Source organism: Massilia sp. LjRoot122 (assembly GCF_964252725.1).
Classification (GTDB): domain Bacteria; phylum Pseudomonadota; class Gammaproteobacteria; order Burkholderiales; family Burkholderiaceae_D; genus Telluria.
This window is the reverse complement of record NZ_CAXUPB020000001.1, coordinates 2,105,304-2,119,715: the sequence shown is the minus strand read 5'-3', so window position 1 is coordinate 2,119,715 and position 14,412 is coordinate 2,105,304. Positions and strand designations below refer to the sequence as shown.

The following is a 14,412-nucleotide window of genomic DNA, read 5'->3' as shown; positions in this document are numbered from 1 at the left end:
CGCGCTTCCGCCGGCGTTTTTTTTCATGGAGAACCGATGCACACCTTACCAAGCCTGATACGCGGTGCCGCGATTGCCGCACTGCTGCTGGCGCATGGCGCACCAGCGCACGCCGCCGAGCCGGCCCCACCGGCAAAGAAAGACATGGCCGCCTTCTTTGCCGCGAATCCCCCGAAACCCGCCAGCCCGGCCACCGAGCCGTCGATTCCCCTGCTGGCGGACGGCACGCCCGGCAGCGAAACCTGGGAAACCATGTTCGGACACCGCACCGTCCGCAACGTCACCCAGCCGGCTATCTATCCGGTGATGCCGGCGCCTGGCAAGGCCAATGGCACGGCGCTCGTCATCGCGCCGGGCGGCGCCTTTCTCTCGCTATCCTTCGATACCGAGGGCATGATGCTGGCGAAGGTCCTGGCGCAGCAGGGCGTCACCTGCTTCGTGCTGAAGTACCGGCTGGACCCGACGCCGATCGAGACCGCTGCCTTCATGCGGACGGTCGGCGAACGCATGGGCAAGGCAAACCCGCGCGCGACGCGCAACGTGCTGGCCGACAGCGCGGCGCAGCCGCTGGCCCAGCAGGATGGCCTGGCGGCGGTCGAATGGGTGCGCAAGCACGCCGATGACTACGGGATCGACCGACAGCGCATCGGCATCATCGGGTTTTCCGCAGGCGGCCGGACCGCCATGAACGTGGCCACCGCCTACACCGCGGCGAGCCGGCCGGACTTCGTCGGCGTGATCTATGGCGCGGCGCCGGAGCGCCCGGTGCCGAAGGATGCGCCGCCGCTCTTCATTGCCCTGGCGGCGGACGACGGTTTGCTGGGGCATGCCAGCATTCCGATCTTCGAGGACTGGCGCGCGGCCGGCAAACCGGCGGAGCTGCACGTGTACGCGGCGGGCGAACACGGCTTCGGCATGCGTACCGTTGGGACCAGCGCGGACAACTGGAGCGCGCACTTCGTGCAGTGGATGAAGGCGTCGCGTCTGATGCCCTGAGCCTGCAGCCTTCAGGACCGGCGCTCGCGAAGACAAGCCGGTCCGTGTATGGCTGCAAGCGGTCAGCGCGTCGAAGGGACCGCCCTGCCGGACAACCGGCCTCCCGACAGCTTCCACGCGCATATGGCGGCCACGACCAGGCCGGGCGCCGCGGACAACATCACGCCGGCCGCACCGGCGCCTGCCGCCAGGAGTTGACCGGCAACCAGCGGGCCGGCCATTGCACCCAGCCTGCCGATCGACACCGAGGCGCCGACCCCGGTGGCCCGGATCGCCGTTGCGTACAAGGCCGGGGCTCGGGCGTACAGTAGGGCCTGCGCACCGACTGCACAATACCCTGCTGCGAAACCGGCGGCAAGCATCAGGGTGAAGCTGCTCGACAGGCCGAGCCCCGCCAGCGACAGCAACATGCCGGCATAGACGATCGCTACTGCGAGCAAGGGACGTTCGCGGTCGACCATGCGCCCACTCATGATCGAACCAAGCGCCCCCCCGACATTGAACAGTACCTGGATTACACCAGTCTGGGATCGTGAATAGCCCTGTCCGATCAGCAGCGAGGGTAACCAGTTCAGCAGCATGTAGAGCACGGTGAGGGTAAAGAAGCAGGCCAGCCACAGGAGCAAGGTCGATTGCCGGACCTGGTCGCCGAACAGCCCGGAGATGCGACGGTCCGGCTGCGCTGCGACCGCTTCCTGACGGCTGAAGCTCGCCGACTCATGCAATAGAAAGAATAGCAAGAGGGCAACTGCAAGCGGAGCCAGGCCGCCGATATAGAAAATCACGCGCCAACCGCTGTCGAACTCGACCATGCCAAGCACCGCAGCGATCGCGCCGCCGAGCGGGACGCCACAATAGGTGAGGCTGACCGCCGTGTTCCGGATGCCAGGATCCGCTGCTTCGGAGCTCATGGCAATCAGCAGCGGCAGCGCCGCCCCCAGGCCCAGCCCGGTGACGACACGCGCCGCCAGCAGGGTCGGGTAGTCCCAGGCGTGGGCGGTGGCGAGCGAAAAGACGCCGAACAACAGCACAGCCCATACCAGCACCGTCTTGCGGCCGATGCGGTCGGCCAGCCAGCCGCCGAAAAAGGCTCCTGGCAACAGGCCGACCAATCCGGCACTGAATACCCAGCCCATCATGGCCGGCGCCAGCTTGAACTCCGCACCGATGCCGGGCGCGGCGATACCGACCGATTGCAGATCCAGGCCTTCCAGCAGCGCGGTAATGAAGCACAGCGCGATGGTGGCCGCGCCGCGTGGCAGATTGCCTCGGGATTGCATGTTTGTCTCCTTGCGGGTCATTCCAGGCCCCGGATTCGCTACAACGTGAACCAGCTTGGTCCACGCCCGTTCATGACGCGACAAGCGTTTGGCCTGCCCTGCCTGCATACATCGCTTCGATCACCCCTGCCCGTCGCGCAAGCACGGCGGCCTGGTTGATCGACCCCTTGTCGGTCACTTCACGATGATCGATCGAAGGCGGATCAGCAAGCAGCAGCAAGCGATCGATGCGGTTCGAGGAGCCGCTCGCGCCGGCATTCAGTTCAGTGAGAAGACGCGAGAAGTAGTCACGGACCGGACCGCTTGCGAGTATCTGCTCCGGTGTCGACTCCTCCGGCAGGCCGGATAAGACCTGGCAGTGCTCCAGCCGAGGGAATACCAGCAAACCAATCGCATCGCGATCGATTCCCGTGACCACCACATCCATCACATAGGGCGCTCCCTGGCTGATTACCCGTGCGCGCAGTGGACCCACACTGACGAAGGTCCCGGACGAGAGCTTGAAGTCCTCGGCGATCCGTCCGTCGAAAATGAAGCCGAGCTCCGGACGCGTGTCGTCATAGAAGCGCAAGGCATCGCCGGTGCAGTAGTACCCTTCTTCATCGAAGGCATCACGGGAAAGCTGCGGCGCCCGCCAGTAGCCGGGCATCACGTGCGGCCCGGCGAAGCGCGCTTCGAACTTGCCTCCCGTCGGCACGAGCTTGACACGGCATCCCGGCGCCGGCACGCCGACATAGCCGGCCCGGACGATATCGCCGGTGCCGAAGGTGCACGAGGGCGAAGTCTCGGTCATGCCGAGGCCTGTCATGATCCGGATCGACTCGCCACAGTGCGAGACTGCCACCGCATCCAGCCTGTCCCAGGCCGACTGCGACAGGCCGGCGCCGGCACAAAAGAACAGCTTCACGCGCGAGAAGAAGGTCTGGCGCAGCGCGGCATCCTGTTCGAGCGCATCGGTGAGCATCTCGAAGCCCTTCGGGACATTGAAGTAGACTGTCGGCGCGATCTCGCGCAGATTCTTCAGAGTCGATGCAAACTCTCCGGGCGCCGGCTTGCCGTCGTCGAGATACAGTGTGCCACCGTTGTAGAGCGCAATGCCGACGTTGTGGCTACCGCCAAAGGTATGGTTCCAGGGCAGCCAGTCCACCAGCACGGGCGCTTCCTCGGCCAGGAAGGGAAAAGTCTGCAGCAACATTTGCTGATTGCTGCACAACATACGATTCGTGGTGATGACCGCCTTCGGCTTCTTGGTAGAGCCGGATGTGAACAGGAATTTGAGGATGGTGTCCGGCCCGACCGATGCGTTGGCCTGGTCGACGTCCCTTACCTGGGTGCTCGATATGCTGGCGAAACCCGTGCATGGCTTGCCGTCGATGCCCCCGCTACCGAGGATCAGTTCGGCGTCGCGCGGGAACGCCGCTTCGATCGCTCGCGCATACATCGACGTTTCCGACACATACACCGCTCCAGGCGTCAGCTGGTCCAACAGGTCGCGAAGTTTGCCGAAGTCCGAGGCCACCAATGAATAGGCTGGCGATATCGGCGCGTATGGGATACCGGCATAGGCCGCACCGAGCGCGAGCTGGAAATGTTCGAGGTCGTTACCCGACATGATCGCCAGCGGCCGTTGCGCGGACAGCCCGCGATCGAGCAGCGCCTGAGCAATGTGGCGCACGCGTTGCAGCATCTCGGCGTAGCTGATACGGATCCAGCCGCCATGGGGACCGCGGCGCGCTACCAGGGTCCGCTCCGGATGCTGTGCCGCCCCGCTGACGAGGCGGTCGGTGTAGCGTTCCGGTACCGGAGCCAGGGGAGTCACGGCATCGACGTGCCAGGTTCCGTCTACCTGGTAGGCGGCAATCTCGGGATGTCCGAGCACCACATGGCGCGCTTTCGTACGGCTAGCCTGCCGTACGGTCGATACATTCGTCATGGCGTTCGCACTCAGATCGGGAAGTGGCGCGGCCCGGTCTGAACCGTGATCCATCGCAGGTCAGTGAACTCGGCAATCGCCGCCCTGCCGCCGAAGCGACCGTAGCCGCTGCCCTTGACGCCGCCGAACGGCATCTGCGCCTCGTCGTGCACGGTCGGACCGTTGATATGGCAAATGCCGGATTCGATGCGCTGGGCAACTGCCATGGCACGGCCAATGTCACGGCTGAACACTGCCGACGACAGTCCGTATTCGCTGTCGTTGGCCATCCGGATGGCTTCCTCATCGCTATCGAAACGCAGAACCGATACGATCGGCCCGAAGGATTCTTCCTGGTAGACCAGCATGTCGGGAGTGACATCGTCGACGATGGCCGGCTGCATGATGTTGCCTTCAACTACGCTTGCGGACTGGATGACCTTGGCGCCGCGTGCACGTGCATCCTGCAGCATCGCGTCGACGCGGGCAGCGGCGGCCGGATCGATCATGCCGGCAAGCGGCGCATCCGACGGCGCGGCCTTCAGCGTCACGGTCTTGGCCGCCAGCTTTTCGATGAACTGCGACGCAATTTTCCTATCGACCAGGATGCGGTCGGCCGACATGCAGATCTGGCCCTGGTTGAAGAAGGCGCTGAAAGCAGATGCTTCGACGGCGGCGTCGAGATCGGCGTCGTCCAGCACGACCACCGGATTCTTCCCGCCCAGTTCCAGCAGCACCGGCTTCAGGTGCCTGGCTGCCTGCTGGGCAATAATGCGCCCGACTTTCGTCGAGCCAGTAAAGTTGATCCGTCGCACGGCCGGGTGCGCGATCAGGCGCTCGACCACTTGTGCCGCATCGTCCGGCGCGTTGGTGATCACGTTGACCACGCCTGGCGGGAAACCGGCGTCGACAAAGACTTGGCCGATCAGGCGATGCAGTGCCGGGCACAGCTCGGCCGCCTTCAGGATGACGGTATTGCCGCAGGCGAGCGGCATCGCGATGGCGCGCGTACCGAGGATGATCGGAGCATTCCATGGCGCGATACCGACCACGACGCCGCAGGCCTGGCGCACGCCCATCGCCAGCGAACCCGGTACGTCCGACGGGATGACTTCGCCGCCAATCTGGGTGGTCATGGCAGCGGCTTCGCGCAGCATGTTGGCGGCAAGCGTCACGTTAAACTGGTACCACATCGGCGCACCGCCAGCTTCGGCAACGGCCGTCTCGACGAAGCGGCTGCGCAAAGCCTCCATCTGGTCTGAGGCTTTGAGCAGGAGCGCACGGCGGGCGCCCGGCGTCATCGCGGACCATGCCGGAAAAGCGTCACGCGCGGCGCCGACGGCCGCATCGACGTCGTCGATGCTTGCGGCCGCGGCCCGGGTAGCGACGTCGCCGGTGGCGGGATTGCGGCGCTCGAAAAAAGCGCCGTTCGATGCGGGCCGGGCGTGCCCGCCGTACAGCAGATCTGCTTGGAACATCAGAGGTCTCCTCTGTTGACTGGATCGATGGCAGCCCCCATCGCTTCAGGCGCCGCCGCCATTGCTTTTATTTGTACTTATCTCGCGTTCAGCTGCGCTTGTAGGCCTGCAGGCCCGGCTTGATCGTCTTATCGTCCAGGAACTGCTTGAGGCCTTCCTTGCGGCCCTTTTCCGGATCGCGATAGTTCGACTGGTCGGTCTTGGCATACAGGTAGTCCTCGCCCTGCTCCCAGGTCAGTTCGCGGCAACGCTTGAAGCCCACTTTGGCATAGCGCAGCACGACCGGATTCTTTTCCAGCAGCTTGCCGGCCAGCTCGATTACCGCGTCGCGCAGGCCTTCCTTCGGCACGCTCTTGTTGATCAGGCCCATCGCCGCGGCTTCCTTGCCGGTAAACGTGTCGCCGGTCATGATGTAGTGCAGCGCCTGGCGGTGACCCATCGTATCGGCTACCGCCTTGCTGACCAGGTTGCCCGGTGGTATACCCCAGTTGACTTCCGACAGGCCGAAAACGGCATCGTCCGCCGCGATGGCGAGATCGCAGGCGACCAGTGGCGAGAACGCGCCGCCGAAGCACCAGCCATTGACCATGGCGATGGTCGCCTTGCTGTACATGCGCAGCAGCTTCCATTGCCATTGCGAGCAGTCGCGACGCATGCGTTCCTGCATGATCTCCGGCTTGCCATCGGTCTCGCGGAAGTACTCCTTCAGGTCCATGCCGGCGGTCCAGGCATCGCCCGCGCCGGTCAGCACCACCACCTGCGCCTCGTCATCCAGTTCAAGCGTCTCGAGCACGTCGATCATCTCTCGGTTGAGGGTCGGACTCATGGCGTTGCGCTTCTCGGGACGGTTCAAGGTAATCCAGCCGATGCCATTCTCCACGTCGACCTTGACGGTTTTCCAGCGCGCTTCATATTTGGACATAGATGTCTCCTAGGACTTAAGATCAAGTTATTGTCAGGCAGCCTGATATGAGACTCATACTATCGATTCTGCTGGGCCGTGACAAGCGAAATGTGCGGGCCATGAAAGGAAGTGCGTATGGGCCTCTGCCGAAAGAAGCCTGCTCTCGACTGGCAATCGGGATAACGAACCATCCTCGGGAAAACCGCCGCGCTTCACGTTTGCGCATACAATTCACCCATTTATAAGCCGGATATCAGGATGGCTGATCGTGTTCCTGCCGCCCATCCCGTTTTTCGTCACGCGTGCACGTTCTCATGACCTCGAAAAAAACGTCTGTAACAGCTCCCAATGCTCAACGGCCAGCAGGTTTGGCCTATCTCGTCGGCCGTCTCGACCACGTCCTCAACCAACGGCTTCGCGAAGGCCTGGCGCCATATGGCTTGACGGTGCCGCAATACACGGCACTGTCGGTGTTCCGTGCGCATGGTTCCCTGTCGAACGCGCAGTTGGCCATGCGCACGATGATTTCACCGCAGTCCGCCAATGAAATGGTCAAGCAGATGGAAGCGAAAGGATGGATCGAACGCAGGCCGGATCCGGCGCATGGCCGCATCATCCAGATCAGCCTGACCGCTGCAGGTGAAGCGATTCTGGGAAAGTGCGATGCGATCGTGATCGATATCGAGCAGATGATGTTTCCTGAAATCGGCGAGGAAGCACGCGCGCAACTCCATGGAAGCCTGCGCGCAGCAGTGAAGGCGCTCAGCGTACAGGGGATCTGAACGCACTCCCGGCGTCAGGCGCCGGCAGCCGGCTGGGCCTGTTGCCGCAGCAGGCGCTCGATGACGCGGCGCGCGCGGTTGGGGCCGACGTCGACGTGGATGTCGATCTGTGGCGCACCCGGGAAGCGCAACATGTTCTGGTACTGGGCTTCGATCACCTCTTTGTCCTCATAAAAGGTCAAGGCGGTCTGCTGGTACACCAGCTCGGAGATGTCGGGCCGGTCCGGATGCCGGTTCGAGGCCATCGTCCACATGTAGTGGGCCGTCGTGTCGGTCTCCGGCGTGATCGCGTGGAAGCCGCGCATGTGGAAGCCGCCGCGCTGCGGGTCGTCCAGGTCTTCGGTCCCCACGTCGGCGCCGCCGGTCCAGATCAGGAGGTGGCTGACCCTGAAATCGACTTCCTGCCAGCGGTCGATGTGGCCCTCGAAGGGCCAGGCGCCCAGGTAGGTCGGGGGCGGCGCGGAGTCCGGCATGTGCCGCAGCACCCGTACCTGGTCGCCCGAGGCCTCGACCTTCAGCTGCGCATTCATATGGATCGCCGCATTGCCGCCGATCGTCTTCAGGTGCACGTAGCCGAGGTGGCTCAGGTCGAGCAGGTTGTCATGGATGAGCTGATAGGGCGCGTCGTAATGGAAGACGTCGCCCTTGACGCTGTAGCGCGGATCACCGTGCACCCAGTAGCCCGGCGCCTCGTGCGTGGGCTGGCCGCCCTCTTCCTGCGCCATCCAGATCCACAGGATCTGGTCCTTCTCGGCCAGCGGATAGGACTTGACGCGCGCCTTGGCCGGAACCCGGTCCTGGCCCGGGACCTCGACGCAGGCGCCGTCGGGCGCGAACAGCAGGCCGTGGTAGCCGCAGCGCACGCCCCGGTCCTCGATCGTGCCGCAGGAAAGCGGCAGCGACTTGTGGCAGCAGCGGTCTTCCAGCGCCGCCGCCTGGCCCGCACCGGTGCGGAACATGACGACCTTGCGGTTCAGCAGCGTGCGTGCGACTGGCTTGTCCTTCAGCTCCCAGGAAAATCCTGCGACATACCATTGATTAAGCGGAAACATCGTGGTGCTCCTTTGTCCTTGTACGGTCAGTCGTGCAATCCTAGAGCAAGCGTGTTATACAACAAGGTAAATTTGTGTATAACGTTTATTCGAATAGTTAATATGACAGCCGAGTCCGAATTCGATCTCAACCTGTTGCCTGTGATGCTGGCGATCGCGGAAGAACGCAGCGTCAGCCGCGCCGCGCTCAGGCTGGGCTGGAGCCAGCCGAAGGTGAGCATTGCGCTGAACCGGCTGCGCCAGGCGCTGGGCGACCCGCTGTTCGTGCGCGGCTCGCACGGCATGGCGCCGACCCCGCGTGCGGAAGCGCTAATCGGGCCCACGCGCGACATCCTGGCGCGGGTGAAGGACGAGGTGCTGGCGAGCGCGCCTTTCGATCCGGGCACGACCACCCGCCGCTTCACCTTCGCACTGTCCGACATCGGCGAAATGACCTTCCTGCCGAAACTGCTCGCCTACCTGCAGCGCCATGCGCCCGGCGCCACCGTGGTCTCGGTCACGCTTCCGCCGGACCAGATCGCAGCTAGCCTCGAGGACGGCGCCATCGACCTGGCGATCGGCTACTTCCCCGACCTGAAGGCGCGCAACTTCTTCCAGCAGCGTCTGTTCTCGCACTCCTTCATCTGCCTGCTCAACGCGAAACACAGGATCAAGGGCGAGCGCATTGCGATGGAGGACTTCCTGCGCATCGGCCACGCGGTGATCCGTGCCGAAGGACGCAGCCAGGAGATCTTCGAGCAGCTGCTGGCCAGGCAGCGGATCGAGCGCCGTATCGTCCTGTCCACGCCGCATTTCATGTCGATCCCCTTCATCATCGCGTCGACCGACCTGCTGGTCACGGTGCCGTACGCGGTGGGGGAATCCTTCGCCAAGATCGCGGGCATCAGGCTGATCCAGCCGCCGCTGGAGATTCCGAGTTTCGATCTGAAGCAACACTGGCACCGCAAGTACCACAAGGACGCGGCCAACATCTGGATACGGTCGGTGGTGGCGGCGCTGTTCACGTCCTGAGCCTTAGCTTCGGACACGGGTATCGGCGGCGCCGATACCGGCCATCCGCGTTTTCGATACCGCTATTTCCATGTGGAAGCATCGAAAGCGGTGACGTCGCGGCCTCGCTGTGGCATCATCGGCGAGGAAGAGCACTGCGGCACGATACGCAGGCCGAGAACAAGGAGACAGCATGCGATTCAATCGCCTAGACCTCAACCTGCTGGTCGCGCTCGACGCGCTGCTCAGCGAGAAGAGCATCACCCGTGCGTCGCGGCGCCTGAACCTCAGCCAGTCGGCCACCAGCGGCGTACTGGCGCGGCTGCGCGATTATTTCAGGGACGATCTGCTGGTGCAGGTCGGCCGCAACCTGATCCTGACGCCGCTCGCGGTCAGCCTGGTCGAACCGGTACGCGACGTGCTGCTGCAGATCCAGCGCACCATCGAGATCCAGCCGGAGTTCGACCCGGCCACCGCCACCCGTGAGTTCCGCCTCTTCGCCTCGGACTTCGTGTCGACCGTGCTGCTGGGAGAACTCGGCCGCCGCATCGCCGCCGAGGCACCCGGCGTGTCCATCGACATCTCGCCGACCACGTCGACGCCCGCCGAGCAGCTCGAACGCGGCGAAGTCGAGCTGATGATCCTGCCGCGCAAATACATGTCGGACTCACAGCCGACCGAGTTGCTGTTCGAAGAGACCTACACCTGTATCGTCTGGACCGGCAACACCTTGGTTGGCGACACGCTGTCGCTGGACCAGTACATGGAGCTCGGCCACGTGTCCTCGCGCTTCGGCACCTCGCTGGCCAGTTTCGAAGAGCACTTCCTGAAGGACAGCGGCTATGACCGGCGGATCGAGGTCTCGACGACCAACTTCACCAGCCTGCCGCACTTCGTAATCGGCACCAACCGCATCGCGACCATGCACACCCGCCTGGCGCGCATGCTGGCCTGCTATTACCCGATCCGCCTGATCGCCCCGCCGATCGCTTTCCCGAAACTGGAAATGTGCATGCAGTGGAACCGCTTCCTCGACCGCGATCCGTCCCACATCTGGCTGCGCAAGATGCTGCTCGAGATCGCGGACGCCGAGCCGGCCAGGACGCTGTCCACGCCGATGGTGGCCGCCGCGCCGGCGGGACAGGTCTTTCCCCTGCCGCGCGAGCGCAAGTCGGCCTGATCATTCAACCACGCCGCGCATGCGCATCCATGCCCAGAACTGCTCCGGCCAGACATCGCTGCTGAGTCCCTGCTTCTTCATGCCGAAGCCGTGGCCGCCGCGCTCGTAGAAGTGCAGCTCGACCGGCCTTCCGGCCTTTTTCCAGGAATTCACCAGGCCGAAGTCCCCGTTGCCGAACAGCGGATCATCCGCAGCGAGCGCCATGAATACCGGCGGGGCGTCGGCGCTGACCTCGCGGGCGCTCATCGGGCCATAGATCATTGCGGCAAAGTCCGGGCGGGTGGCAGTCGGCCCCGTCGCCACCTCGAGCGTGGTCATGGCGCCGGCGGAGAAACCGATCATGCCGATGCGCCCCGGACGCAGATTCCAGCGTGCGGCGTTCTCGCGGACCAGCTGCACGGCACGGCGGCCATCGTCCACCGCTAGCGGGAAAGTACCGATGCGTTGGCCGGACGCCGCGCCCTGCTGCCGCGCACGGATGAAGTCTTCTTCCTTGGCCGGTGTTTCGGCCAGTCGGTATTTCAGGACGAAGGCACTGACGCCGCGCTGCGCCAGCCAGTTCGCGACCAGATAGCCTTCATTGTCCATGGACAGAATTCGGAAAGCGCCGCCCGGTGCGACGATGACCGCGGTGCCGTTGGCCTTGCCCGCGGCAGGCAGCACCGGAATCAGCGTCGGCACGACGACATTGCGTGCCCTGCGATTATCCGCGGTCTGATTCCATTGCTCGGTGTGGGTTGCGGCTTCGGATCCCGGCGCAACGCCCGGATAGAGCCGGATCTCGTTAGGCGCCGAAGGCACCGGGATGGGTGTCCCCACCGACTGCGCCGAGGCACAGCCGGGACCGAAGACGAGCAAGCCCACGAACGCGGCGAGGACGGTGTTGAAGAGGGGATGACGCGAGCGCTGCATGTGAACCCTTTCTGTGGTGAGGGATAATCAGATCGTCGAACGTTCGACGATCGTGAAGCCGATGTCGCATACGGGTTCGGCCACCCGCCGTCCCGCGATGCGCTCAAGGATGAAGTGCGCTGCCGTTTCACCGATCACGTTGCCGTCGATGCGCACCGTGGTCAGCGCCGGATGCAGGTCGCGCGCGAAACTTTGGTCGCCCAGGCCGATCACACCCAGGCGTCCGGGCACGTCGATGCCTTGCGCGTGTGCCTCGTTCAGCACCCCCATGGCGAGCATGTCCGAACTGCAGAACACGGCGTCGATGTCAGGATGCGCCGCCAGCAGTTCGCGCAAGCCGCTGCGCCCATGTCCCACCGTGGTCGGCGCCCCGACATAGCAGGCCGGTATCTGGCCGTCCGCGCCGGCCAGCTTCAAGGCTTGCGCCGTCTGGATGAAGGCCGCCGTACGCTGGCGTGCGCGGTCGTCGTTGGCGCTGATGATGGCCACGCGGCGCCGGCCGCGCCCGTGCAGGTAGGCCGCTACCGCGCTGCCGAGCCGACCGTGCGAGAAACCAACCAGCATGTCGATCGGGGTCGGCGTCAGGTCCCAGGTCTCGACCACCGGGATGCCGCTGGCAAGCAGCCGGCGCCGGGCCAGCGGCGAGCGCATCACCCCGGTCAGGACCACCCCGTCCGCGCGCCGGCCGATGATCGCTTCCAGCAGTTCGTCCTCGCGCGATTCGGTGTAGCCGCTCTGCCCCAGCATCAGCTGGTAGCCGGCGGCCGTGAGCGAACGGGTCAGGGCCTCGATCATCTCCAGGAAAACCGGGCTGGAAATGGTGGGAACGACCGCCGCCACCAGGCGGGTCTGGCGCGAGGCCAGCCCCCCGGCCAGGATGTTCGGCACGTAACCGGTTCGCTCGACGGCGTCGCGCACGCGCGCCAGGATCTCGGGCGACACCTGTTCCGGCGTGTTCAGGGCGCGCGAGGCGGTGATTGGCGCGACGCCGGCCAGCTTGGCGACGTCGCGCAGGGTCAGGCCGCCGTGGCTGCGCCGGCGGCGCCTGGTTTCCTGGCCGGGGGAATCGTTTTTTTCGTCTGTCATCGCGCGGGCCTTTAATTGGGTCCACTCATCGGTTTATATGAGCATCATCGTTTCGGATCGCTGCACACAAAGCTCTCGGCACGCTCCTTGTCGCCGCTCCCGGCGTAGCGCGCGACTTGCGGATAGGCGCAGAGCGGCCGCGTCCGGCCGGGCCACGGCGTGCCCGGTCCGGCCTGGGCGATGATGGCCTCCGGCGCGTCGCCGCGTTCGACCCATTCGACCAGCGCCGCAAAGGCGTTGTAGCGATCCGTCGCCGGGCCGCGCGAGCAGTGCGCCATTCCGGGCACCGGGAAGACGCGCACGAAGTCCGCGGCGCGGCCCTCATGTCGCTGGTTGACCTCGCGATACCAATCGAGGGTGTCCTTGATCGAGAATACCGGGTCGGAGACGCCGTGCGGAACGATCATCTTGCCGCCACGGGCACGGAAAGTCGCGAGGTCCGGCGAGCGCGCGTTGATCGTGTCCCAGGAGGAACGCGGGAAGGCATCGCTCGTCGCATAGATGATGTTGGCGTCGCGCGACATATCGAAGCCCATCTGGTAGTCGAGCAAGCTCTGCGGGTCGGATCGGACCGGCGTCGGCGGCACCGAGAACAGCATGGCGAGTGCGGATCCGCCGGTCACGACGTTGAGCGCGGGGATCGGTCCCTCCGAATCGCCGAGCTTCCATCGCCTCCACCCCGTGCTGCCGATGCCGCCGTCCCAGTGCCAGCTGGTGTACAGCGCCTCGCCGTTCTTCCCGCGCGGACCTTCCATCGAGCGCAGCAAGGCCGAAACTTGCGGTTTAGAAAGACAGGAAGCCGACTTCCCGCCGCTGCAGGTCGCACGGTCGAGTTGCCGCTTCACTTTCGCCGTGGTGCATTGTTCGAATGCGCCCACGATCCCGTCCTCGAGCCCGTCGTCCGCATCGCAGGCGCGCAGTACCGCCTTGTTGACGGTCGCCAGATCGGCATTGCTGAATGCCGCGGGAAGCTTGCGCTGGTCGACGCTCCCTGCGCCAGGGTCGCGCACGAGCGCGGCGAAGCTTTGCACGTCCCAGGCCTGTGCGAGCGCCGCGCGCGGCACCGAAAAGGCCGGCGCGGCCGCGATGATCCCGTCGAACTCGCGCGGATATTTCTGCGCGAGCGCCATGCCCTCCTGCCCGCCTTTCGAACATCCGACGAAGTAGCTGCGTCGCGCGGCATTCCCGTAGAACCGGGCGATGATCTTCTTTGCCACGCCGCTGACCCGCGCAAGTGAAGCATGGGCGTAGTTCTCGCGCGCCTGCGCATCCGCGCCGAACGCAGCCCTTCCGCCGCGCTCCGGAACGTCGTTGCGGCCGTTGTCGTGTCCCGAGTCCTGGCTGAGGACGGCATAGCCGAGCGCGAGGCCGACCGGCGGCATGGAGCCCCCTGCATTACCGAGGGCGTCGCCGAGATCGCCGTTGGTGCCGCCGCCGCCCTGGAAGAAGAATCCGCCGTTCCAGTCCTGCGGCAGGCGCAAGTGGTAGCGGATCGCATACGCCTGGCCGTCCGCGCCGGTGCGCTCTTCAAGGCGGCCAATCAGTTCGCAATGAGCCGGAATCCGCACGCCGGGTTCAAGCGGGCGTGCGGCACCGAGGTCCTTCGCCGGCGCGCCTGCCGGAATGAAGCGGGCCAGCTCGACGGTTTCACTGGTTTTCGCGGGCTCCTTGCTCGACGTTCCGCCAAGCGCCGCGCATCGCGCCGCAAAGTCGCCGTCGGCGGCCGTCTGGCCCCATGCGCCGCTTGCAAATACGGCCGCAACGCCAAACACGATCAGCTTCGGTACGGTGGTAGGACAGGCTGCCCCGGGGGGCGGGAAAGTGCGGTACATGGTGACGC

12 protein-coding genes are annotated in these 14,412 nt (G+C 65.0%); 4 read left to right on the top strand and 8 right to left on the bottom strand.

Annotated features, from left to right (window positions below; genetic code table 11):
* Window positions 1-36 precede the first annotated feature (36 nt).
* The gene (locus tag ACSQ25_RS09365; protein WP_436105420.1) at window positions 37-996 is read left to right on the top strand and encodes an alpha/beta hydrolase; all 960 of its coding nucleotides are present in this window, start codon (window positions 37-39) and stop codon (window positions 994-996) included.
* 62 nt (window positions 997-1,058) lie between these two features.
* On the opposite strand, the gene mhpT is transcribed toward ACSQ25_RS09365, so the two are convergent.
* The 4 genes from mhpT to ACSQ25_RS09345 form a co-directional block, all read right to left on the bottom strand.
* Window positions 1,059-2,276 (bottom strand): 3-(3-hydroxy-phenyl)propionate transporter MhpT, encoded by a 1,218-nt coding sequence (mhpT, locus tag ACSQ25_RS09360; protein WP_436105419.1) that lies wholly within the window; start codon window positions 2,274-2,276, stop codon window positions 1,059-1,061.
* A 70-nt stretch (window positions 2,277-2,346) separates the two neighbouring features.
* Window positions 2,347-4,209, bottom strand: a complete 1,863-nt coding sequence (locus tag ACSQ25_RS09355) for a feruloyl-CoA synthase (RefSeq protein ID WP_436105418.1) — start codon at window positions 4,207-4,209, stop codon at window positions 2,347-2,349.
* 11 nt (window positions 4,210-4,220) lie between these two features.
* Complete coding sequence (locus ACSQ25_RS09350) at window positions 4,221-5,666, bottom strand: aldehyde dehydrogenase (RefSeq protein WP_436105417.1); 1,446 nt, start codon at window positions 5,664-5,666, stop codon at window positions 4,221-4,223.
* A gap of 88 nt (window positions 5,667-5,754) precedes the next feature.
* Window positions 5,755-6,588, bottom strand: a complete 834-nt coding sequence (locus tag ACSQ25_RS09345) for a p-hydroxycinnamoyl CoA hydratase/lyase (RefSeq protein WP_436105416.1) — start codon at window positions 6,586-6,588, stop codon at window positions 5,755-5,757.
* A 296-nt stretch (window positions 6,589-6,884) separates the two neighbouring features.
* Here ACSQ25_RS09345 and ACSQ25_RS09340 point away from each other — a divergent pair, with 296 nt between their 5' ends.
* A complete protein-coding gene (locus tag ACSQ25_RS09340) occupies window positions 6,885-7,352 on the top strand; it encodes a MarR family winged helix-turn-helix transcriptional regulator (protein WP_436105415.1) in 468 nt (155 codons plus the stop codon).
* Window positions 7,353-7,366: 14 nt separating this feature from the next.
* Here ACSQ25_RS09340 and ACSQ25_RS09335 read toward each other — a convergent pair whose 3' ends face one another.
* Window positions 7,367-8,404 (bottom strand): Rieske 2Fe-2S domain-containing protein, encoded by a 1,038-nt coding sequence (locus tag ACSQ25_RS09335; RefSeq protein WP_436105414.1) that lies wholly within the window; start codon window positions 8,402-8,404, stop codon window positions 7,367-7,369.
* Between the two features lie 102 nt (window positions 8,405-8,506).
* Between ACSQ25_RS09335 and ACSQ25_RS09330 the strand changes: the two genes are divergently transcribed.
* Window positions 8,507-9,415 carry a LysR family transcriptional regulator gene (locus ACSQ25_RS09330; protein WP_436105413.1) on the top strand — a complete coding sequence of 303 codons (909 nt, stop codon included), beginning with the start codon at window positions 8,507-8,509 and terminating at the stop codon, window positions 9,413-9,415.
* 172 nt (window positions 9,416-9,587) lie between these two features.
* Complete coding sequence (locus ACSQ25_RS09325) at window positions 9,588-10,574, top strand: LysR family transcriptional regulator (protein ID WP_436105412.1); 987 nt, start codon at window positions 9,588-9,590, stop codon at window positions 10,572-10,574.
* Here ACSQ25_RS09325 and ACSQ25_RS09320 read toward each other — a convergent pair whose 3' ends face one another.
* The 3 genes from ACSQ25_RS09320 to ACSQ25_RS09310 are packed head-to-tail and all read right to left on the bottom strand — an operon-like array spanning window position 10,575 to window position 14,404.
* The gene (locus ACSQ25_RS09320; RefSeq protein WP_436105411.1) at window positions 10,575-11,486 is read right to left on the bottom strand and encodes an alpha/beta hydrolase; all 912 of its coding nucleotides are present in this window, start codon (window positions 11,484-11,486) and stop codon (window positions 10,575-10,577) included. It lies immediately after the preceding gene.
* 27 nt (window positions 11,487-11,513) lie between these two features.
* Entirely contained in the window at window positions 11,514-12,572 is a 1,059-nt protein-coding gene (locus tag ACSQ25_RS09315; protein ID WP_436105410.1) for a LacI family DNA-binding transcriptional regulator, read from the bottom strand.
* A 44-nt stretch (window positions 12,573-12,616) separates the two neighbouring features.
* The gene (locus tag ACSQ25_RS09310) at window positions 12,617-14,404 is read right to left on the bottom strand and encodes a tannase/feruloyl esterase family alpha/beta hydrolase (protein ID WP_436105409.1); all 1,788 of its coding nucleotides are present in this window, start codon (window positions 14,402-14,404) and stop codon (window positions 12,617-12,619) included.
* Between the last annotated feature and the right edge of the window lie 8 nt (window positions 14,405-14,412).